Origin of the sequence: Knoellia sinensis KCTC 19936 (genome assembly GCF_000768705.1) — a bacterium.
In the GTDB taxonomy this organism is placed as follows: domain Bacteria; phylum Actinomycetota; class Actinomycetes; order Actinomycetales; family Dermatophilaceae; genus Knoellia; species Knoellia sinensis.
On the sequence record NZ_AVPJ01000009.1, the window covers coordinates 102380 to 122134 of the forward strand.

The 19755-nt window shown below is 69.9% G+C and carries 22 protein-coding genes and 1 riboswitch; of the genes, 13 read left to right on the forward strand and 9 right to left on the reverse strand.

All coding sequences use genetic code 11. The features are described from left to right. The first annotated feature begins 39 nt into the window (after positions 1 to 39). The 3 genes from N802_RS12695 (at position 40) to N802_RS12705 (ending at position 1661) form a co-directional block, all read left to right on the forward strand. On the forward strand, positions 40 to 885 hold the full coding sequence (locus N802_RS12695; RefSeq protein ID WP_035916790.1) for a GNAT family N-acetyltransferase: 846 nt from the start codon (positions 40 to 42) through the stop codon (positions 883 to 885). A 105-nt stretch (positions 886 to 990) separates the two neighbouring features. Beyond that, positions 991 to 1233 carry an antitoxin gene (locus N802_RS12700; protein WP_052109911.1) on the forward strand — a complete coding sequence of 81 codons (243 nt, stop codon included), beginning with the start codon at positions 991 to 993 and terminating at the stop codon, positions 1231 to 1233. A gap of 26 nt (positions 1234 to 1259) precedes the next feature. Beyond that, a complete protein-coding gene (locus tag N802_RS12705; RefSeq protein WP_035916792.1) occupies positions 1260 to 1661 on the forward strand; it encodes a DoxX family protein in 402 nt (133 codons plus the stop codon). Between the two features lie 25 nt (positions 1662 to 1686). Here the strand turns inward: N802_RS12705 and N802_RS12710 are convergent, their stop codons facing one another. Both N802_RS12710 and N802_RS21060 read right to left on the reverse strand, forming a co-directional pair. After that, entirely contained in the window at positions 1687 to 2322 is a 636-nt protein-coding gene (locus N802_RS12710; RefSeq protein WP_035916920.1) for a pyridoxamine 5'-phosphate oxidase family protein, read from the reverse strand. Then, positions 2319 to 2849 carry an MGMT family protein gene (locus N802_RS21060; RefSeq protein ID WP_084072185.1) on the reverse strand — a complete coding sequence of 177 codons (531 nt, stop codon included), beginning with the start codon at positions 2847 to 2849 and terminating at the stop codon, positions 2319 to 2321. Before N802_RS21060 ends, N802_RS12710 begins: the two co-directional genes overlap by 4 nt. A 234-nt stretch (positions 2850 to 3083) precedes the next feature. On the opposite strand from N802_RS21060, the gene N802_RS12720 reads away from it, so the two are divergent. The 7 genes from N802_RS12720 (at position 3084) to N802_RS12745 (ending at position 8391) form a co-directional block, all read left to right on the forward strand. Next, positions 3084 to 3503, forward strand: coding sequence for a CBS domain-containing protein (locus N802_RS12720; RefSeq protein ID WP_035916795.1), 420 nt, complete (start codon positions 3084 to 3086; stop codon positions 3501 to 3503). Between the two features lie 145 nt (positions 3504 to 3648). Beyond that, the gene (locus tag N802_RS12725) at positions 3649 to 5445 is read left to right on the forward strand and encodes a proline--tRNA ligase (protein WP_035916797.1); all 1797 of its coding nucleotides are present in this window, start codon (positions 3649 to 3651) and stop codon (positions 5443 to 5445) included. Beyond that, positions 5442 to 6200 (forward strand): HAD family hydrolase, encoded by a 759-nt coding sequence (locus tag N802_RS12730; protein WP_035916800.1) that lies wholly within the window; start codon positions 5442 to 5444, stop codon positions 6198 to 6200. Before N802_RS12725 ends, N802_RS12730 begins: the two co-directional genes overlap by 4 nt. Beyond that, positions 6197 to 6976 carry a TSUP family transporter gene (locus tag N802_RS12735; protein ID WP_035916803.1) on the forward strand — a complete coding sequence of 260 codons (780 nt, stop codon included), beginning with the start codon at positions 6197 to 6199 and terminating at the stop codon, positions 6974 to 6976. Before N802_RS12730 ends, N802_RS12735 begins: the two co-directional genes overlap by 4 nt. A 49-nt stretch (positions 6977 to 7025) precedes the next feature. Next, positions 7026 to 7373, forward strand: a complete 348-nt coding sequence (locus N802_RS20855; protein WP_245613931.1) for a type I pantothenate kinase — start codon at positions 7026 to 7028, stop codon at positions 7371 to 7373. Continuing rightward, on the forward strand, positions 7370 to 7639 hold the full coding sequence (locus N802_RS20860) for a nucleoside/nucleotide kinase family protein (RefSeq protein ID WP_245613932.1): 270 nt from the start codon (positions 7370 to 7372) through the stop codon (positions 7637 to 7639). Before N802_RS20855 ends, N802_RS20860 begins: the two co-directional genes overlap by 4 nt. Further along, entirely contained in the window at positions 7636 to 8391 is a 756-nt protein-coding gene (locus tag N802_RS12745; protein ID WP_035916806.1) for a cobalt-precorrin-6A reductase, read from the forward strand. Before N802_RS20860 ends, N802_RS12745 begins: the two co-directional genes overlap by 4 nt. A 46-nt stretch (positions 8392 to 8437) precedes the next feature. Here the strand turns inward: N802_RS12745 and cbiB are convergent, their stop codons facing one another. Genes cbiB through N802_RS12780 form a run of 7 tightly spaced genes read right to left on the reverse strand, consistent with a single transcriptional unit; the run spans position 8438 to position 16963 of the window. Further along, positions 8438 to 9418 (reverse strand): adenosylcobinamide-phosphate synthase CbiB, encoded by a 981-nt coding sequence (gene cbiB / locus N802_RS12750; protein ID WP_052109912.1) that lies wholly within the window; start codon positions 9416 to 9418, stop codon positions 8438 to 8440. Continuing rightward, entirely contained in the window at positions 9415 to 9948 is a 534-nt protein-coding gene (gene cobU, locus N802_RS12755; protein ID WP_035916810.1) for a bifunctional adenosylcobinamide kinase/adenosylcobinamide-phosphate guanylyltransferase, read from the reverse strand. Before cobU ends, cbiB begins: the two co-directional genes overlap by 4 nt. Before the next feature lies 1 nt (position 9949). Then, entirely contained in the window at positions 9950 to 10726 is a 777-nt protein-coding gene (locus N802_RS12760; protein ID WP_084072186.1) for an adenosylcobinamide-GDP ribazoletransferase, read from the reverse strand. A 6-nt stretch (positions 10727 to 10732) separates the two neighbouring features. After that, a complete protein-coding gene (gene cobA / locus N802_RS12765) occupies positions 10733 to 11740 on the reverse strand; it encodes a uroporphyrinogen-III C-methyltransferase (RefSeq protein WP_035916812.1) in 1008 nt (335 codons plus the stop codon). Further along, on the reverse strand, positions 11737 to 14226 hold the full coding sequence (cobBC, locus tag N802_RS12770; RefSeq protein ID WP_035916815.1) for a bifunctional hydrogenobyrinic acid a,c-diamide synthase/histidinol phosphate aminotransferase CobBC: 2490 nt from the start codon (positions 14224 to 14226) through the stop codon (positions 11737 to 11739). The genes cobA and cobBC overlap by 4 nt, the downstream gene beginning before the upstream one ends. Continuing rightward, positions 14223 to 14837, reverse strand: coding sequence for a cob(I)yrinic acid a,c-diamide adenosyltransferase (cobO, locus tag N802_RS12775; RefSeq protein WP_035916818.1), 615 nt, complete (start codon positions 14835 to 14837; stop codon positions 14223 to 14225). Before cobO ends, cobBC begins: the two co-directional genes overlap by 4 nt. Beyond that, positions 14837 to 16963, reverse strand: a complete 2127-nt coding sequence (locus N802_RS12780; protein ID WP_035916924.1) for a VWA domain-containing protein — start codon at positions 16961 to 16963, stop codon at positions 14837 to 14839. Before N802_RS12780 ends, cobO begins: the two co-directional genes overlap by 1 nt. Before the next feature lie 84 nt (positions 16964 to 17047). Then, a riboswitch (cobalamin riboswitch) is annotated at positions 17048 to 17115 on the reverse strand. Positions 17116 to 17184: 69 nt separating this feature from the next. Here N802_RS12780 and cbiE point away from each other — a divergent pair. From cbiE to N802_RS12795, 3 genes are read left to right on the forward strand one after another with little or no spacing between them, the layout of a single operon-like run. Continuing rightward, positions 17185 to 18429, forward strand: coding sequence for a precorrin-6y C5,15-methyltransferase (decarboxylating) subunit CbiE (gene cbiE, locus N802_RS12785; RefSeq protein WP_084072187.1), 1245 nt, complete (start codon positions 17185 to 17187; stop codon positions 18427 to 18429). Next, a complete protein-coding gene (locus tag N802_RS12790; protein ID WP_035916820.1) occupies positions 18426 to 19172 on the forward strand; it encodes a cobalt-precorrin-4/precorrin-4 C(11)-methyltransferase in 747 nt (248 codons plus the stop codon). Before cbiE ends, N802_RS12790 begins: the two co-directional genes overlap by 4 nt. A 14-nt stretch (positions 19173 to 19186) precedes the next feature. Then, positions 19187 to 19660 (forward strand): SRPBCC family protein, encoded by a 474-nt coding sequence (locus tag N802_RS12795; RefSeq protein WP_035916822.1) that lies wholly within the window; start codon positions 19187 to 19189, stop codon positions 19658 to 19660. Positions 19661 to 19755: the final 95 nt, after the last annotated feature.

The following is a 19755-nucleotide window of genomic DNA, read 5'->3' on the forward strand; positions in this document are numbered from 1 at the left end:
CGGCAGATGAACGTCGGCCTCGCCGCCTAGTCTGAATGCGTGCTCCGCACCCGCACCCCGGTGAGGTCACTCACCAGAAGCGACGTCGACGACGCCCTCGAGCTCTGCTCGCGCAATGTCGCGGCGCACGTCTTCGTGGCCGCGCGCATCCTGGAGTCGGTCCCATCGGGGTCCATCGCGTCGGCCATGGGAGTGCGTGAGGACGGTCGGCTGACCTCCCTGTGCTGGGCGAGCGCCAACATCGTCCCGGTCGAGTCGACGCCGGCGTCTCGACGGCTCTATGCCGAGCGTGTCCGTCGTTGGCGCGGTCGCGTGGCGTCCTTGCTGGGCCCGCGCGAAGAGGTGGTCGACCTCTGGGACACATTGGAGCCGCACTGGGGCGCGGCCCGGGCCACACGGGCGCATCAACCGTTGCTGTCCACGTCGACGCCGCCGTCGGCGTTGGGTGTCGTGCCGGACCCCCGCGTGCGACCGGCTCGGGCGGACGAGGTGGACCTCGTGCTGCCTGCGGCGGAGCACATGTTCACGGCCGAGATCGGCTACGCGCCCTACACCGGCTCGCCCCGGGGCTACCGCGGGTCGCTCGCCGCGCTGATCGCCCGCGGGCACACCTACGTCGTCGTCGAGGACGGCGAGGTGATCTTCAAGACCGACATCGGGTCTCTGGCGTTGGGATGTGCCCAACTCCAGGGCGTGTGGCTGGCCCCGCGACTCCGCGGTCAGGGGCTGGCCGTGCCCATGCTGGCGGCTGTCATGGAGCAGGTGATGGCTGGACCTGCGCCGATGGTGTCGCTCTATGTCAACGACTTCAACACGCCGGCGCTCGCGACCTATCGGGCGTTGGGCTTCGCCCCCATCGGCGAATTCACCACCATCCTGCTCTGACTCCGCTCACGTGCCATGGCACTGTGGGGGAGAAGGCCCTCGGGAACACCACGGTTGACCAGCGAGTTCCCCTGACGAGGATCCCCCACCATCAAGGAGAACCACATGACACGCGGCGTCATCAAACTTGCAGCCCTGGCTGGACTGGCCAAGCAAGCTCGGGACTACGCCCAGAAGAACCCCGAGTCCGTCTCGTCGACGATCGGCAAGGTCGAGGACGCCGTGAGTCGCAAGGTGGGGCCGAAGTACGCCGCGCACGTCGGCAAGGGCGGCAAGGCGATTCGCACGGGACTGGGCATCTCGTCCGCTCCCCCTGCGCCTGAGGTGCGCAAGCCCTCGACCGACTGAGTCGCGATGGCTGGGAGGATGGCGGCATGCTGAAGACGAACCCGCCGCTCGACAAGGCCACCATCGGACTCGCCACGCTGTTCCTCACGTCCGGGACCACCCACCTCGTGCGCCCCCAGGTGTTCGAGGGGATCGTGCCCAAGGTGCTTCCCAAGCGACGCGAGCTCGTCTACGTCAGCGGTGTCGCCGAGATCGTGTGCGCCCTGGGGCTGCTCCACCCCCGCACCCGCAAGGTTGCGGGCCTCGCCAGCGCGGCGCTGCTCGTCGCGGTGTTCCCCGCCAACGTGCAGATGAGTGCCGACCACGCCAAGCGGGCTCAGCGCAAGGGGGACACGGGGTCCAAGGCGTTCTTCGCGGGCACTGTGGCGCGCCTGCCCATGCAGTGGCCGATGATCAGGACGGCGCTGCGGGCAGCCGGCCGGCTCTGATCGGGCCTCGCACAGGCGCGACCTCTCAGTACAGTCCTTGCGAGTAGGTCGCCCCGTAGTACTTCTCCAGCTCGGCGACGCTGTCGAGCGGTCGGTCGGTCTGGTGCACGATGTTCGCCCGCGACGGCACCGCCCCGGGCTGCCATGTCTCCGGGTGCCACAGCTTGCTGCGCATGAATGCCTTCGCGCAGTGACCGAACACCTCGTCGACCTCGACGACCAGCGCGAGCACCGGCCGGTGACCCTTGACCACCATCTCGTCGAACCACGGAGCATCCGAGACGAGGTGCGCACGCCCGTTGATCCGCAACGTGTCGCCTCGTCCGGGGATGACGAAGAGCAATCCGACGTGTGGGTTCAGCAGCACGTTGCGGTAGCCATCGGCGCGACGGTTGCCCTTGCGCTCGGGGATGGCAATCGTGCGGTCGTCGAGGACCTGCACGAAGCCGGCTGGGTCGCCCTTGGGTGAGGCGTCGCACGACCCGTCGGGCGCCGACGTCGACACGACGACGAAGGGCGACGCGGCGATCCACTGCCGATCGATCTCGAGCAACTCGGAACGCACCTTGTCGCGCGCGGCTTCCGTGGGCTCGCCGAGCAGAGCCGTGAGTTCCTCGTCCGAGGTGATGCGGTGCTGGGTCGCGTTCTGCACGTCGGTCATGACCTCCACCCCAGCTCGCTCTTGGCCAAGGCATCGTCGAGGATGCCGAGCGCCTTGGGGCCCATCCCGTGCAGTCCCGCCACGTCGACACGCGACCACTCGGACAGCTCCTCGAGCGTCGTGATGCCCACGCTCGCCAACGCACTCTGGGCAGGATTGCTCGTCTTCGGCAGCGGCGTCCCCATGGTTTCGAGTGTAGCGGCGATACGAATCCTGTATGCCGTCGCCAAGGCATCGAGGTCCGCCCGGTAGTCCGCGATCCGGCAACCCAAACCGTTGCGCTTCACCAGAATTCCCTCATCGGCCCAGTGCGGCCGTGCCCGGTCGAGGAGGTCGCGGGGCAGGTCCCCGGACGCGTTCGTCACCCTCCACCACGTGAGACCTTCGCTGTGGTGAGCCATGAACGCGCCCACCTGGCGTGGGCCGATACCGACGATCTTCGCCAGGTCGCCGTAGGACACGACCCGTCCGCGCGGAACCAACTCGACGAGCGTCAGCACCCGCTCAATGGTCAGTTCGCTCGCCATGAGCGCCAGCCTAGGTGTGCTCGGCCGCGGCTCGCCGCCCGTGCCGCCGGCGCCGACGCGGCACCCACGGCCAGGCACGCGGAAGCGGACTGAACGGCATACATGGCTCCGACGGGCCTTGTGACCCCACGGCCGCACGAGGAGAGTGAACGGTGGTGACGCGCCGGATCGGACTCGTCGCCGGGCCCGCACCTTCGCGCCGCCTCGGAAATCCCCCAACCGAGGAGGTCAGGTATGACGACGGCCCGAGACATCATGCACGCAGGCACGCAGTGCATCACCGAGGACCAGACCCTCGACCAAGCCGCCATGATGATGCGCGACCTGGGCGTCGGTTCGTTGCCGATCTGCGGCAACGACAAGAAGCTGCACGGGATCATCACCGACCGCGACATCGTCATCAAGTGCATCGCCGAGGGCAAGGACCCCAGCATGTGCACCGCCGCCGAGCTCGCACAGGGCAAAGTCACGTGGGTCGACGCGGAGACGGACATGGCCACCGTCGTCGACATGATGGGTCGAGAGCAGATCAAGCGCCTGCCCGTCATGTCAGACCACCAACTCGTCGGCATGATCAGCGAGTCGGATCTGGCCAAGCACCTGGACGACAGGCAGCTCAGCACCTTCGTCGAGGGGGTGTTCGCCAGGCCCTGAGCAGGTAGCCACAGCCACCGCCCACGTCAGGGGTGCGGAAGGATCCGCGTCCCTGACGTGGAGTGCCCCGGAACTCGGGTGAACGGCATACGGGGTCGTCGTTATCCTTGGCGAGTTCCCACCTGCTGAAACTTGGAGACCCACTGTGGCCATGCGCATGTCCTCGCTGTTCCTGCGAACCCTGCGTGAGGACCCGGCCGACGCCGAGCTGCCCGGTCACCGCCTCCTCGTGCGCGCCGGCTATGTCCGTCGCGCCGCCCCCGGCATCTACACGTGGCTGCCGCTCGGGCTCAAGGTGCTGCGGCGCGTCGAGGCGATCGTGCGCGAGGAGATGGACGCCATCGGCGCCCAGGAGCTGACCTTCCCCGCGCTCCTGCCCAGGGAGCCCTACGAGGCGACGGGCCGGTGGACCGAGTACGGCGACAACATCTTCCGGCTGCAGGACCGCAAGAAGAGTGACTACCTCCTCGGCCCGACCCACGAGGAGATGTTCACCCTCGCGGTCAAGGACATGTACAGCTCCTACAAGGACCTGCCCCTGTCGATCTACCAGATCCAGAACAAGTACCGCGACGAGGCGCGTCCGCGCGCCGGGCTCCTGCGCGGGCGCGAGTTCATCATGAAGGACTCGTACTCGTTCGACGTCAGCGACGAGGGGCTGCAGGCGTCCTACGACGCGCACCGCGAGGCCTACGTCCGGATCTTCGATCGGCTCGGGTTCGAGTACGTCATCGTCGCCGCGATGTCCGGTGCCATGGGCGGCTCGGCGAGCGAGGAGTTCCTTGCCGTGAGCGCGATCGGTGAGGACACGTTCGTCCGCAACGACGCCGGCACGTATGCCGCGAACGTCGAGGCCGTCGTGGTGCCGCAGGCTGCGCCGGTCGACGCCTCGGGCGTGCCGGCCGCGCACGTCGAGGACACCCCCGACACCCCGACGATCGAAACGCTCGTGGCCTCGCTGAACGCCAACCATGCGCGTTCGGACGGGCGTGAGTGGACGGCCGCCGACACCCTCAAGAACGTCCTCGTCGTGCTCGTGCACCCCGACGGGACCCGCGAGCCCCTCGCCATCGGCGTCCCCGGTGACCGCGAGGTCGACGCCAAGCGTCTCGAGGCGCAGGTGTCCCCGGCCGAGGTGGAAGCCTTCGAGGCCAAGGACTTCGCCGCGAACCCGTCGCTGGCCAAGGGCTACATCGGGCCGGGCGTGCTGGGTGAGACGCGCGAGTCGAAGATCCGCTACCTGCTCGACCCCTCGATCGCCGAGGGCTCGGCCTGGGTGACCGGTGCCGACGAGGAAGGCAAGCACGTGCTCGACCTCGTGCACGGACGCGACTTCGCCGCCGACGGCACCATCCAGGCGGCCGAGGTGCGCGAGGGTGACCCGAGCCCCGACGGCAACGGCGTCCTCCACACGGCCCGTGGCATCGAGATGGGTCACATCTTCCAGCTCGGCCGCAAGTTCGCCGAGGCGCTCGACCTCAAGGTGCTCGACGAGAACGGCAAACTCGTCACGGTCACCATGGGCTCCTACGGCGTCGGCGTGTCGCGCGCCGTCGCGGCGATCGCCGAGGGCAATCTCGACGAGGTCGGGCTGTGCTGGCCGCGCAACGTCGCCCCGGCCGACGTCCACGTCGTCGCCACGGGCAAGAACCGTGAGCGCGACGGCTCGGTCTTCGACAAGGCTGACGAACTGACCGCCGCCTTCGAGGCGGCTGGGCTCGAGGTCATCTATGACGACCGCGAGAAGGTCAGCCCCGGCGTGAAGTTCAAGGACTCCGAGCTCATCGGCATCCCCACGATCGTCGTCGTCGGCAAGTCCCTCGAGAACGGCGTGGTCGAGATCAAGGACCGTCGCTCGGGTGAGCGCCGTGAGGTCGCTGTGGACGTCGCGGTCGACGAGGTTCTCGCCGAGGTGCGCCAGGGCCGCGGGGCGAAGGCGTGACCGCAGCCCGTCCGCTCGAGGCCGTCATCTTCGACTGGGGCGGCACGCTCACGCCCTGGCACAGCGTCGATCTGCCCGAGCAGTGGCGGATCTTCGCCCGCGAAGTTCACGGCATCCCGATCGACTCACCGGACGTGGCCGAGGCCGACCTCGAGCGGGCCCACGAGCTCGCCGACAAGATCCTCGCCGTGGAGACCGACGCGTGGAAGCGCGGGCGCGAGGACCACTCCAGCGCCAACCTCGAACAGATCCTCGACGCGGCCGGGGTCGACGCGGAGCACGACAGGCACCACCTCGCGCTCGCGGCCTACCAGGGGTTCTGGGAGCCGCACACGTTCACGGACCCGCAGGTGCGGCCCCTCTGGGAGGGGTTGCGTGAGCGTGGACTTCGCGTCGGAGTTCTGTCCAACACGATCTGGTCCCGTGAATACCACCGCGAGATCTTCGAGCGCGACGGCGTTCTCGACCTCATCGACGGCGACGTCTACTCATCCGAGATCGACCACGTGAAGCCGCACCCGTCGGCGTTCCTCGCGGCCTGCAGCGCCGTGGGAGTCGAGCCGGCCGCCGCGGCCTATGTCGGCGACCGGATCTTCGAGGACGTCCATGGGCCGCAGCAGGTTGGGATGCGCGCCATCTGGATCCCGCACAGCGACATTCCCTCGGACCAGCGCGTCGAGGTCACCGCCGTTCCGGACGCACGCGCCCACGAGTTGCTCGACATCCTCGAGATCGTCGACGGCTGGCGGGAGTGACCGACCCGGAGCTGACGACGGTCGCGCTCATGGCGCTGGCCGGCTTCGTCGCGGGCTGGATCGACGCGGTCGTCGGAGGCGGCGGACTCGTCCAGATCCCTGCTCTGATGCTCGGGTTCCCCGGTGCGACGCCTGCTCAGATCCTCGCCACGAACAAGATCGGGTCCATCGCCGGCACGGCCGCGAGCGCGGTGACGTTCTGGCGGCGCGTCCGCCCGGACCTGCGCACAGCGCTTCCCATGGCGGTGGTGGCCTACTTCGGCGCCATCGGTGGGGCGTTCATCGGGCTCAACATCCCGAAGTCGGCGTTCAACCCGATCATCCTCGTCATGCTCATCGCGGTCGGCGCCTACACGCTGTTCAAGCCGTCGTTGGGCACGTCGACGGCGTTGCGCTGGGACGGCACCCGGCACGTGGTCATCGCCATGCTCGTGGGCTTTTTCATCGGTGTCTACGACGGTGCGTTGGGGCCGGGCACCGGCTCGTTCATGGTCTTCGCACTGGTCGGGCTCATGGGCTACGCGTTCCTCGAGGCCAGCGCCAAGGCGAAGATCGCGAACTTCGCGACGAACCTGGGGGCGTTGACGGTGTTCGCTCCGGGTGGGCACGTCATGTGGGAGATCGGTGCCGTCATGGCTGTCGCGAATCTCATCGGTGGCTACGTGGGCGCCCGGACGGCCGTGTCGCGGGGGAGCGGCTTCGTCCGCGTCGTCTTCGTCGTCGTGGTCGCCGCGTTCATCATCCGCATCGGTGGGCAGGTCCTTGGAATCTGGTGATCCTCCCCTCGAAGCCCTCCTGGCTCGGCTCGAGAGGCTCGTTGAACGGGTGGGCCCGCGGCGTGCCGTTCTGGGGATCGCCGGACCTCCCGGAGCCGGCAAGACGACCCTGGTGACGCGACTGCTCACGGCCGTGACGGCATACGAGGGATTGTCAGGTCGGGTCGCCCACGTGCCGATGGACGGCTTCCATCTCGCGAACGCCGAGCTGGAGCGTCTGGGACGCCGGGATCGCAAGGGAGCGCCCGACACGTTCAATGCGATCGCGTATGCCGGCGTGCTGGCGTCCGTGCGCGCGTTGCCGCCCGCCGTGGTGACGGCTCCGACCTTTGACCACGGGTGCGCGAGCCCGTGGTCGATGGCGTTGTGGTTCCCCTCGGGGCGGATCTCGTGGTGACGGAGGGCAACTACCTGTTGCTCGAGTCGGGTGACTGGGCGGGTGTGGCGCCGCTGCTCGATGAGGTGTGGTGGTGCGCGCTCGACGGGGACGTGCGTGTGTCGCGACTGGTGGCCCGGCACGTCGAGGCGGGGCGCGGGGCCGATGACGCCACGGAGTGGGTCATGCGGTCGGACGAGGCAAATGCTCGCGACGTCGAGGGAGGGGCTGCCCGGGCTGATGTGGTGTTGGTCGATGGAGTGGTTGTGCGGGAGGGAGATTCGTGAATTCGCATCGGGTGCTGTTGCTGGGCGGAACGGCTGAGGCTCGGGCGCTCGCAGCTGCTCTGGTTGCGGCGGGGGTGGACGTCGTGTCGTCGCTCGCGGGTCGAGTGTCCCGGCCGCGGATGCCCGTGGGGGAGGTGCGGGTCGGCGGATTCGGCGGAGTGCCGGGGTTGGTTCACGCCTTGGGGGATGGGGCGTTCACGCACCTGGTCGACGCGACGCATCCGTTCGCGCTGCGGATGACGGCGAATGCTGGTGCGGCGGCGGATGAGGCCGGCGTGCCGTGCCTTCGCTTGGCCCGCCCGGGGTGGAGGGAGCATCCGGATGCCGCGTCGTGGCTCTGGGTCGACGACTATGACGCCGCCCGTGAGCGCGCTGAGGAGCTCGGGGCGGTTCGGCCCTTCATCACGACCGGGCGACAGACGCTCGAGCACTATGCGGCGTGGGACGACCGAGGCGTGGTGTTGCGCATCGTGGAGCCGTTGGAGGTGCCCGCACCGTCGCGGTGGACCGTGCTGCTCGACCGCGGGCCGTTCGAGGTCGAGAACGAGCTCGCGCTGATGCGCGAGCACGGTGTCGACGTGGTGCTGACCAAGGACTCGGGCGGTGACTACACGGCGGCCAAGCTCACGGCGGCGCGGCATGTGGGGCTGCCGGTGGTCGTCGTGCGGCGGCCGACCGTCCCTGCGGGGATGGCAGAAGTCTCGTCCGTCGACGCAGTTCTCACGTGGCTGGGTACGTCCGCCCAAGGATGACGCGGAAGTCGTCGGAGGACGTGGATATTTCTGCGACCTCTGACGACTACCGCGTCCTAGGCGCGCGCTGAGGCCAATGACGGCTGGCGACTCTCGCGCCGACGACCGTCAGGAGGGCCGCAGTCGAGAGGCGGCGGAGGTGGCGCGTGGCTCTGGGGATGTCGGCCGCGCTCACGGGTTTGCCGTCGCCGAGGTGTCCACGGTCCTCGTCGACCCCGTCGTAGTGGTTCGTGCCGCCGAGCCGCACTCCGAGAGCGGCCGCCCAGGATGCCTCGACCGGGCCGGCGTTGGGGCTCGGGTGCGCCGGGGCGTCGCGCTGCACCGTGCGCACGACGTCCCAAGCACCTTGGAGCCCGCTGAACCCCGCGGCGATCGTCGTGTTGAGTCCCACCGTCAGCCGGGCGGGCAACCAGTTGGCGACGTCGTCCAGCCGGGCTGCAGCCCAGCCGAACTCGCGGTAGCGGTCGTTGCGGTGTCCCCACATCGCGTCGAGGGTGTTGACCGCTCGGTAGCCGACCAGCCCCGGGACTCCGGCGACCGCGCCCCAGAAGAGCGGTGCGACCACCGCGTCCGCGGAGTTCTCGGCGATGCTCTCGACGCATGCCCGGGCGATCTCGTCAGCCCCGAGGTTGCTGGGGTTGCGGCCGACGAGGTTGCGAATGCGGAGACGGGCGCCAGTCAGGTCGTCGGCCCCGAGAAGTTCGGCGATCGCGTCGCCCTCACGCTCCAGAGAACGCCCGCCGAGGACTGCCCACGTGGCCGCAGCCCCGACCAACACGCGGGCGGGTGTCGGTAGCCGTCGCTCCACGAGCGCGATCACCACGGTGGCGGAGACGAGGCTCGTGGCGGCGAGGGCGCCTCTGCCTCGGCTCTGCGCGTGCGCGCGCTGCTCGACGTGAGCAGCCACCTGGCCGAAGCCCGCGACGGGGTGGTGCCGACGCGGATCCCCGAACGCACGGTCCGCGAGGAAGCCGATGACCAGCCCGACCGCGACCGGGTCCCGCGCCCACCGACGTGCGCGCATCATCGCTCTCGGAGGGGCAGGACGTGGCCAGCGACGACGAGGAGCACGCTGTCGCTGGCGCGGGCGACGTCCTGGTTGAGGCGGCCGAGCTCATCCGCGAAGATGCGGCCGGATCGGTGCTCGGGGACCACGCCCCAGCCCACCTCGTTCGTCACGGCCACGACGTCGTGGGGGCAACGCAGCCACGTGGCGACGACCTCGGCGGTGCGTTCGTGAAGGGTCGACTGCCACACGTCGCGTGGCTGCTCCCAGACCTCGAGCTCGTCGAGCATGCCGGTGAGCCACGTGCCCAGGCAGTCGACGAGGGCGGGACCCGTGAGCGCGTCGAGGGCGCCTGCCAAGTCTCGAGTCTCGACCGTGGTCCAGGTGGCCGGGCGTCGGTCGCGGTGTGCCGCGATGCGTTCGGCCCAGTCGGAGTCGTTCTCAGCCGGCCCGGTCGCCACGTACGTCACGTGCGTTCCGCGCTCGGACACCAGCTTCTCCGCGACCACGGATTTCCCGGAGCGCACACCTCCGGTCACGAGCGTGCGCACGTCACCACCTCCCCGAGCTCAGCACGAGGAGCATCGTGCCGAGTGCCACCTCGATCGAGGCACCCATGATGTCCCCGGTCACGCCACCGAACACACGACGGCACGTGCGCAGCAGCAGACCCACGGTGGCCACGGCGACGATGGCGGACGCGACACCAGCGGTCGGGCCGAGGCCGGCAGCCGCACTGCTGGCCGCCATGACCACGGCGAGGAGGACACCCCCGGCCAGGGCCACGGGTTTCGGAACGGAACCCGCGACGACGGCGCCGAGCCCGCTTGGGCGGGCGGACGGCATACCGGCTCGGCAGGTGAGGAGGAGCGAGGCGCGCGAGGCGACCACGGCAGCGCCGACGAGGAGCCACGCGAAGGGCCTTGAGGCCAGCGCGCCGATGGCGGCGACCTGGACGAGCACCGCAAGGACGACCGCGGCCACACCCATCGGTCCGACGTCTCCGCGGCGCATGATCTCGAGCGCACGCTCTCGCGTCCAGCCACCGCCGATCCCGTCGACGGTGTCAGCCAGGCCATCGAGGTGCATGGCGCGGGTGCCGGCAGCGATCGCTGCCACCGCCATCGCGCCGGTCACCAGTGCGGGCAGGGCGGCCAGGTCGCCGACGGCCAGCACGGACGCCGCGACAGCCGCGACCGGAAGTGCCGCGAGCGGCGCCAGGCACATGGCCCATCGCGCATGACTCTCCGTGGGATCGGCGATCGCGCCCACCGGCACGACCGACAGGGTGCCCACAGCGAGACGCAGCCCAGAAGCGATGTCGGACAACGGGTTTCAGATTTCCAGGGCAGTCACGACGTCCCCGACGACGGTGATCGCCGGGGGAGTGAGGTCCTCGTCAGCGGCCACGGACGCGATGTCGGCGAGCGTCGCGCGGGCTGATCGCTGGCTCGGCATGGCGCCGTCGGCGATGCACGCTGCGGGGGTCGCCGGGTCCATCCCGTGGGCGATGAGCGTCTCGGAAATCTCGGCGAGGGCCGCGACCCCCATGAGGATCACGATCGTGAGGCCACTCTGGGCGAGAGCCGCCCAGTTCGCGTCGTTGCGTTCGTCGCCCGGACCGACGTGGCCGGAGACGACGACGAAGCCCTGCGTGAGTCCGCGGTGGGTGAGCGGAATTCCGGCCAGTGCGGGGACGGCGACGGCGGACGTCACTCCCGGGATGACTTCGACGCGTATGCCGTGCGCGACGCACGCGTTCCATTCCTCACCTCCGCGCCCGAAGACGTAGTTGTCGCCGCCCTTGAGGCGGACGACGTGCCTGCCCGCGAGGGCGTGCTTGACCAGGACGTCGTTGATGGTCTCCTGAGGGGTGAAGGCACCGCGCGGGATCTTGCCCACATGGATGACCTCGGCGTCGGGGCGGGCCTCGTTGAGGGCGGACAGGGGGGCGAGCCGATCGCACACCAGGACGTCAGCCTCACGAATGGCGCGCAGTCCGCCGACCGTGAGGAGGTCGACGGAGCCGGGGCCGCCGCCGACGAGAGTGACTCGCCCCACGTGTGGTGCGGACGCTTCGACGGGTGCCTCTGGAGCAGCCGTGAGCGGGTCGCGGAGCACGACGTCGAAGTCCGTGATGTGCACCTCGTCCACCAGCGTGATGAGTCTGCGGCCGTCGAGGTCCGCAAGGGCGTCCAACGTTGCTGCGTCCGTCGTGTTCATCGTGACCACCGTGACGTCTGCGCCCTGGTCGGTGAGGGCGTGGACGGTCTCGGAGATGCGACGACCCGGCCACGTGATGAGGACCTGTGCACCGGAGGGCACCGGGAGGGAGAGGCTCATGCGATGCGTTCCTTCGAGGTGAGGACGGTGGCGAGCTCCCGGAGCATGCCATCGATCGTGTGCGGGTCGCGCACGGCGATGCGTACCCATTCGGGGCCGAGCCCCGGGAAGGTGTCGCCGCGCCGCAAGGCATAACCGCGCTCCCGCATCATCTCGCGAATGCCCACGCCCACCTCGACGAGGACGAACGATGTGGCCGAATCGACAGGCGACAACCCCAGATCTCTCAACCCCCTCAGCAGGTGCTCGCGCCACAGGCTCGTGGCCGCGACGGCGTCCTCGACCTCGTGACGGGCCATGGAGTCGGTCGTCGCCTCCATGACCGTGGCTGCGAGGGTGCTCACCGACCAGTGCGGCTGGTGCCGCGCGAGTGCGGCGATCACGGCGGGTGAGCCGACGGCATACCCCGCTCGAAGGCCAGCGAGACCCCACGTCTTGGTCAGGGACCGCAGGACGAGCACGCCGGCCATCTCCGCTCCGATGAGTGAGTCCGGCTCTCTCGCGATGGTGTCCATGAACGCTTCGTCGATGACGAGGAGGCGTCCCGGTCGCCGGAGTGACTCGAGGGTCCCACGCGGGTGGAGGACGCCGGTCGGGTTGGTCGGGTTGCCGATGATCACGAGGTCGGCGTCCGCGGGAATCCGGTCTGGGTCCAACGTGAATCCGTTCGTGGCATCGAGGAGGACGCGCTCCGGCGTGATGCCTGCCCGGCGCAGGGCGGCTTCGGGTTCGGTGAACTGCGGGTGCACGACGACGGGTCGGCTCGCGTGGGCAATCCGCGCAAGGAGGACGAACGCTTCCGCCGCACCGCTTGTCGGCAGCACCATCTCCTCACCGACGCCGTGTCGGCGGGCGATCGCTCGGCGCGCGTCGCGCACGTCGGGGTATGCCGCGAGGTCGCCAATGCTGTCGCGGAGCCTCTGCGCCAGCCAGGTCGGAGGCGTGGTGAGGCGGACGTTGACGGCGAGGTCGACGAGGCCGGGTTCGGTCTCGGAGTCGCCGTGGTGCTCGAGCGGATCGCTGATCTCGGGGTGCCCTGGTTCCTGTCCGGCGATGACGTTCGGGAACGTGACTCCAGCCCCGGTGGCTTCAGTGGGTTGTGCGAAGTTCGCAGGGGTGGTGGTGTGGACGGCCTCGGCGAAGCGGAGCGCCAGTTCCGGATGCCCGGCCCAGTGGGTGTGCAGATAGGACGCGTGCAGGGTGGGCGAGCTGGTCCCGGCGGGGTCGAGGGACCAGCCCTCCGGGGAGCCGTCCAGCAGCCACGCAGCGCGGTCGCCGTGGCCGGGGGTGGTGCGCGTTCGGTGGAACTCATGGCCGTGGACGCGGGTGCCGGCTGGCCCGAGGAGCGTCTCGTCCGGTGCGATGGCGGTGACGTAGCGAAGGGTGAGGCGCGGGTGCATCGCAGCAGTCGTCGGGACGGCTCCGACGAGCCCGTGTCCGTCGACGGCCTGCGAGAGATAGAGCAGCCCGGCACACTCCGCGACGGTGGGCACGCCGCTCAGGACGGCGTCCCGCACCTCGGCGAGAAGCCGGTGGTTGGTGGACAGGGCTGCAGCGTGGACCTCGGGGAAGCCGCCACCGAGATAGATGCCCTGGGTTCCGGACGGGAGCGAGGTGTCGAGGGCAGGGTCGAACACCACGGGCTCGCACCCGAGGGCTCGCAGCTGCTCCTCGGTCTCCGCATAGCGGAAGGTGAAGGCCCGTCCACCTGCGATCGCGACCCGGCGGGACGGCATACCGGAAAGCGCTGGAGAGGTGATGGGGGACCAGGGCTCCATGTCGAGATCCGGTGCCGCAGAAGCGATTTCGACGAGCGCGTCCAGGTCGAGGAACTCGGCCGTCTGCTCGGCCAGCCGATCGAGTGCGGTCGCCGCCTCGGGCCGCTCGGCCGCAGGCACGAGACCCAGGTGGCGCGACGGGGCGCTGACCCCAGCATCGCGCGGAAGGACACCGAGCACCGGCACCCCGAGCTGCTCGACGCTCCGACGCACCTCGTCGGAGTGACGCGTCGAACCTGCCTTGTTGAGGATGACGCCGGCGACGTGGACGTTGGGGTCGAAGGTCCGCAGCCCGTGCACCGTGGCGGCAACAGTGCGGGACGCCGACGAGATGTCGATGACGACGACGACCGGGCTGCTCGTCAGGGTGGCGAGGTGCGCGGTCGAGGCCCACCCGTCCGTCCCCAGCCTCCCGTCGAAGAGGCCCATGACGCCCTCGATGACGGTGAGATCCGCGGGTTCGGGCGCTCGCGCGCCGTGGGCCAGCAGCGGCAGGATGCGCTGCTCGCCCTGGAGCCACGGGTCGAGGTTCCGGCCCGGACGACCTGTGGCCAGCGCGTGATAGCCGGGGTCGATGAAGTCTGGCCCGACCTTGGCAGCGGCGACCACGTGACCGGCGCGCGTGAGCGCGGCCATGACGCCGACGGCGACCGTCGTCTTGCCCTGTCCGGACGCGGCGGCGGCGATGACCAGCCGCGGGATCCTCACCACTCGATCCCCTTCTGGCCCTTCTGCCCCTGGTCGAAGGGGTGCTTGACCTTGGTCATCTCGGTGACGACGTCGGCGATCTCGACGAGGCTCGGGTGTGGGTCCCGGCCGGTGATGACGACGTGCTGGTGGCCCGTGCGGGACGAGAGCACCGACACGACCTCCTCGACGTCCACCCAGCCCCACTTGAGGACGTAGGTGAACTCGTCGAGCACATAGAGGCCATGCGTCTCGGCTTCGAGGCGCCGGCGGATCTCGGCCCAACCCTCGCGCGCGGCCTCGGCGTGGTCCTCCTCGGAGCCCGCCTTGCGCGACCACGACCAACCCGAACCCATCTTGTGCCACTCGATGGGACCGCCCTCGCCGGTCTGCTCGTGGAGGCGGTTCAGTGCCTCGAGGGCGGTCTGCTCGCCGATGCGCCACTTCGCCGACTTCACGAACTGGAACACGCCGATCGACCACCCTTGGCTCCAGCCACGCAGGGTGAGGCCGAAGGCCGCCGTCGACTTGCCCTTGCCGGCGCCGCCGTGGATGAGCAGGAGCGGGCGGTTGCGCCGCTGCCGCGTCGTGAGCCCGTCATCCGCCGTGACCGGCACCTGTCCCTGGGCCATCAGGCGACCTTCCTGCTCGGGACCGCTCCAGCACGGCCGGCGCGCCACTCTTCACGTGCGTTGGCCACGCTGTCGACGATCGCGCCTGCGGCGACTTCGCCGAGCGGCACATGCGTCGCGCCCATGCGGGCGGCGAGATCGGCGGCGAGGCCGAGCCTGAATCGCCCTGTCTCGCAGTCGATCACGACGGATTGGTGACCCGTCCGGCCCCACGCGTCGGCGATGGCTCGGGAACGATCGAGGGCGTCCGGGCCTGCGGTCGCGCGCCCGTCGGTGACGACGACGAGAAGCGGGCGGCGCTTCGGGTCGCGGAGCTTCTCGGTGGCGAGGACCTTGGTCGCCACGAGCAGCCCCTCGGCCAGCGGCGTCCGTCCGCCGTGCGGCAGGGTCGACAACGAACGAGCCGCCGCGTCCACCGAGGACGTCGGGTGCAGGGACACCTCGGCGCCTGTCCCGCGGAAGGTCACGAGTCCCACCCGGTCCCGTCGCTGATAGGCATCGAGCAGGAGGGACAGCACCGCGGTCTTGACCTCCTCCATCCGCTTGCGCGCCCCCATGGACCCTGACGCGTCGACCGCGAGGAGAACGAGATTCGACTCCTGGCCTTGCGTGACCGCTGTCCGGAGGTCTCCGGGCAGGAGAACAAGCCGCCCGTATGCCGTGCCGCGCGTCCCACGGTGCCGCGCGGCTTCCGTGATGGTCGCCGGAAGGTGCAGGCGCCCGGGCCGTGAGGTGCTGGCCCCGACGGTGTGACCCGTGCGGGTCATGGCTCGGCTCCGGCGCCCCTCCTCGCCGGAGCCGAGGCCGGTCAGGGTGAAGGCGACCGCCCGGAACGGCGTCCCAGCAGCAGCGACCCCCGCCGGGACCACTCCGGGTTCATCGCTGGCCGACGCCGAGGTCTCGGATGCCTGTGGGGCATCGTCGGCCGCTCGGGCCGGCTGGGTCTCCTTGGTCGCGCTGTCGTGCTGTGGGTCCACGGAACTGGACGACTCGGAGGAGTGCGGCTGGGCGTCGTTGCCAGCGCCGGGTTCAGTGTCGGGATCGTCGGGGCCACCATCGGGGCCCGCACCGTCGGGACCCGGGTCAGTCGGCTCTGGGTCAGTCGGCTCTGGCTCGTGGGGCTCGTCGCCGAGTAGGCGGTCGAGCAGGTCCTCATCGAGGCCCGGGGCGTCGAACGGGTTGCGCCGGCGGCGGTGCGGCAGCGCGAAGACGGCGGCAGCGCGGATGTCCTCACGCGCCACGGAGGCCCGCCCGTGCCAAGCCGCGTGCGCCATCGCTGCTCGTGCCGTCACGATGTCGGCGCGCATCCCATCCACCTCGAACCCGGCACACACCCGGGCGATCGTCGACAGGGCCCAGTCGCTCAGCTCGACCTTCTCGACGGCGGAACGCGCGGAGGCGACACGGTCAGCGAGCTCGCGCTGCGCGGCGGCATACGTTGCAGCGAAGCCGACTGGATCGGAGTCGAAGGCGAGCCGACGGCGGACGACCTCGGCACGCAGCTGGGGGTCTCTCGAGGCGGCGACTTCCACGGTCAGCCCGAACCGGTCGAGCAACTGCGGACGCAGCTCGCCCTCCTCGGGATTCATCGTGCCGACGAGCACCATGCGTGCCGCATGCGAGACCGAGACGCCGTCCCGCTCGACCGTGTTGCGCCCCATGGCCGCGGCGTCGAGCAGGAGATCGACGAGGTGGTCGTGAAGGAGATTGACCTCGTCGACATAGAGGATTCCGCGGTGCGCCTCCGCCAGAAGGCCAGGCTGGAAGGCCGCTTCGCCCGCACCAAGCGCACGTCCGAGATCGAGTGACCCGATGACCCGGTCGTCGGTGGCGCCCACGGGGAGTTCGACGAGCTGCGCCGGCCGGCTCACCACGGACACGTCCGCGTCGTGCGGACCATCGGGACACGTGGGATCGGGTCGTTCGGGATCGCACGCGAAGCGGCACCCCTCGACCACGGAGTGCGGCGGCAACAGGTCGACCAGCCCGCGGACGATCGTCGACTTCGCGGTGCCCTTCTCGCCGCGCACGAGCACGCCGCCGATGGCTGGCGAGACTGTCGTGAGGATGAGGGCGAGGGAGAGGTCGTCGGCTCCGACGACAGCGGTGAAGGGGTAGTGCGTCACGCGATGGATCTCCTTGAGGCGAGTGACCACGCTCGCCCGAGTGCCGGCCCGCGACCGGTGCCGGCCACGAGAGTCCCCGACGACGTCCTGGCTCTCCCGAGACGACTCGGGATCACAGTGGCGGGACCGCTCCGGACTTGCACCGGTATTCCTCGCGGGGGGACCGGCGCCATCATGACACGGGCGCTCGGGCCGTCGCCGGTGTGTCTACAGTGAGCGCCGTGATCGACGTCGTCGGGGTGCCCGCGGAGGGGCCGAGTGCCCTCCCTCCCGTGCTCCGTGACCTCGTCTCGGGGGCCCGGACCGTTGTCGGCTCACCGCGCCTGCTGGATCTCGTGCCGGTGGCGGCCGGTCAGACCCGTCGGCCCTGGCCGTCGCCAATGCTCCCCGGTCTGACGGATTTCCTGTCCGAGGTCGGGACTGATCGAGTCGTCATCCTCGCCACTGGGGACCCGCTCGTCTCGGGGGTCGGCTCGACGCTCATCCGCACGCTCGGGCCAGAGGCGGTCCGCATCCATCCGGCGGTGTCGTCGGTTGCCCTGGCGCACGCCCGCATGGGGTGGCCGAGCGAGTCGACGTCAGTCGTGTCGTTGGTTTCCAAGCCCGTGTATGCCGTCCGCCGTCACCTCGCGCCCGGCGCTCGGGTCGTCGCTCTCTCGGCAGGCGCTAAGACGCCGGTCGAGTTGGCCCGGATGCTCGACGACCTCGGTCTCGGAGACTCGCGGCTCGCTGTCCTGGGTGACCTCGGCGCGGTGCACGAGAGTCGGTTCGACTGTGCGGCAGCGGAACTCGCGCACGGGCGCGCGGCCGGACCGGACGGCATACCGGATCTGAATGTCGTCGCGCTCGAGGTCTCCTCCGATGCCCGGCTCGTGGGCGTGACGCCGGGCCTGCCCGACGAGGCGTTCGAACATGACGGGCAGATCACCAAGAGGGAGATCCGTGCCCTGGCGATGGCGGCACTTCGCCCGATCGCTGGGCAGCGGCTCTGGGATCTCGGTGCGGGGTCCGGCTCGGTGTCGGTCGAATGGTGTTTGGCTGCACCACGAACCACTGCCGTCGCGGTGGAACGTGACCCCGCGCGCGCCGAGCGTGTGCGCCGGAACGCGGCGTCCTTTGGCGTTGCGGTCGCCGTGGTCACCGGTGACTCGGTCGCCGAGATCGCTCAACTCCCTACTCCTGACGCGGTGTTCATCGGTGGCGGGGCGAGCTCAGAGCTCATCGACGGAGCCTGGCAGGTGCTTGAACAGGGCGGGCGGCTCGTCGTCCACTGCGTGACGCTCGACACCGAGGCCCTCGTGGTCGACGCCCACGATCGCCTCGGCGGCGAACTGCGACGCGTCACGGTCGAGCGGGCCGAGCCCCTCGGGCGCAGCCTCTCGTGGAAGCCGGCCCGACCCATCGTCCAATGGTCCGTGACGAAGTCACCCCATCGTGCGGGTTCGGCAGGGGAGGAGACCCCATGACTGTTCATTTCATCGGTGCCGGCCCCGGCGCAGCTGACCTGCTCACGCTGCGCGCCGTGCGCCTCATCAGCGAATCGCCGGTGTGCCTCTATGCAGGCACCTACCTTGACGCGGAAGTGCTCACGCACTGCCCCCCCGGGGCCGAGCTCGTCGACACCCAGGACATCGACCTCGACACCATCACGGCCCACATGGTGGCGGCTCACGAGGCCAGCAAGGATGTGGCGCGGCTGTGCTCGGGCGATCCGTCGGTGTACTCCGCCATGGCCGAGCAGGCGCGTCGACTCGACCAGGCAGGCGTGCCGTGGGATGTGACGCCGGGCGTGCCGGCATATGCGGCAACCGCGGCCGTTCTCGGGCGCGAACTGACCGTGCCCGAAGTGGCGCAGACCGTCGTCCTGACGCGCGCCCAGCGTGACTCGACGTCACTGCCCCCCGGGGAGCAGCTCGCGACGTATGCCGCGACAAGGGCGACGTTGGTCCTGCACTTGGCCATCCGGCATACACGGCGTCTGGCCGAGGAGCTGGCCGAGCATTACGGCGCGAACTGCCCTGTGGCAGTGGGCTCCCAGGTCTCCCAGCCGGGCGAGCTGATCCTCCGGGGGACTCTCGCCGACATCGCCGACCAGGTCGAGGCGCACGGGCTGCGCCAGGCTGCGGTCATCATCGTCGGCTGGGCCCTCGAGGCCGAGGACTTCGTCGAGAGCCACCTCTACGGGACCCGCATCCGGAACCGCGCCTGAGCAAGGATCGAGGCATGACATCCCAGATTCCCGTGACCCTTGAACGGTCCATCGACATCGCCGCCTCGCCCGCGACCGTGTGGGGAATCGTGTCGGATCTGCGCAGGACGCCGGAGTGGTCGCCCGAGTGCCGCAGGGTTGTGGTCCTCAGGCGTGCGGGCAGCATCCAGCCGGGCACCCAACTCCTTGGCATCAACCGTCTCCGGTTCGCCGTCTGGCCGACTCGTTCGGTGGTCACCGAGGTCAGCCCCGAGCAGCGGATTGCCTGGAATGTGCGCACGAGTGGTGCGACGTGGAGCTACGAGTTGGAGCCGACTCCGACCGGGACGCGCCTCGTGGAGCGACGTGACGGGGGAACGGGGATGCCGACGGTCGCCGCGACCTTCACCAGGTTCCTTCTCGGGGGCGTGAGTGGCCACTCCGCAGAACTTGAGGACCACATCGAGGTGAGCCTCCTTCGCATCAAGTCCTTGGCCGAGAAGGAGTAGCTTCCCCGGCGTCAGAGCCCTGGATTCCGGCACTGTCGGTGGCGGTCGGTAGTGTCGCGTGTGCAGTGTGGCTTCCGTCGTGCTGTGCGTGAATA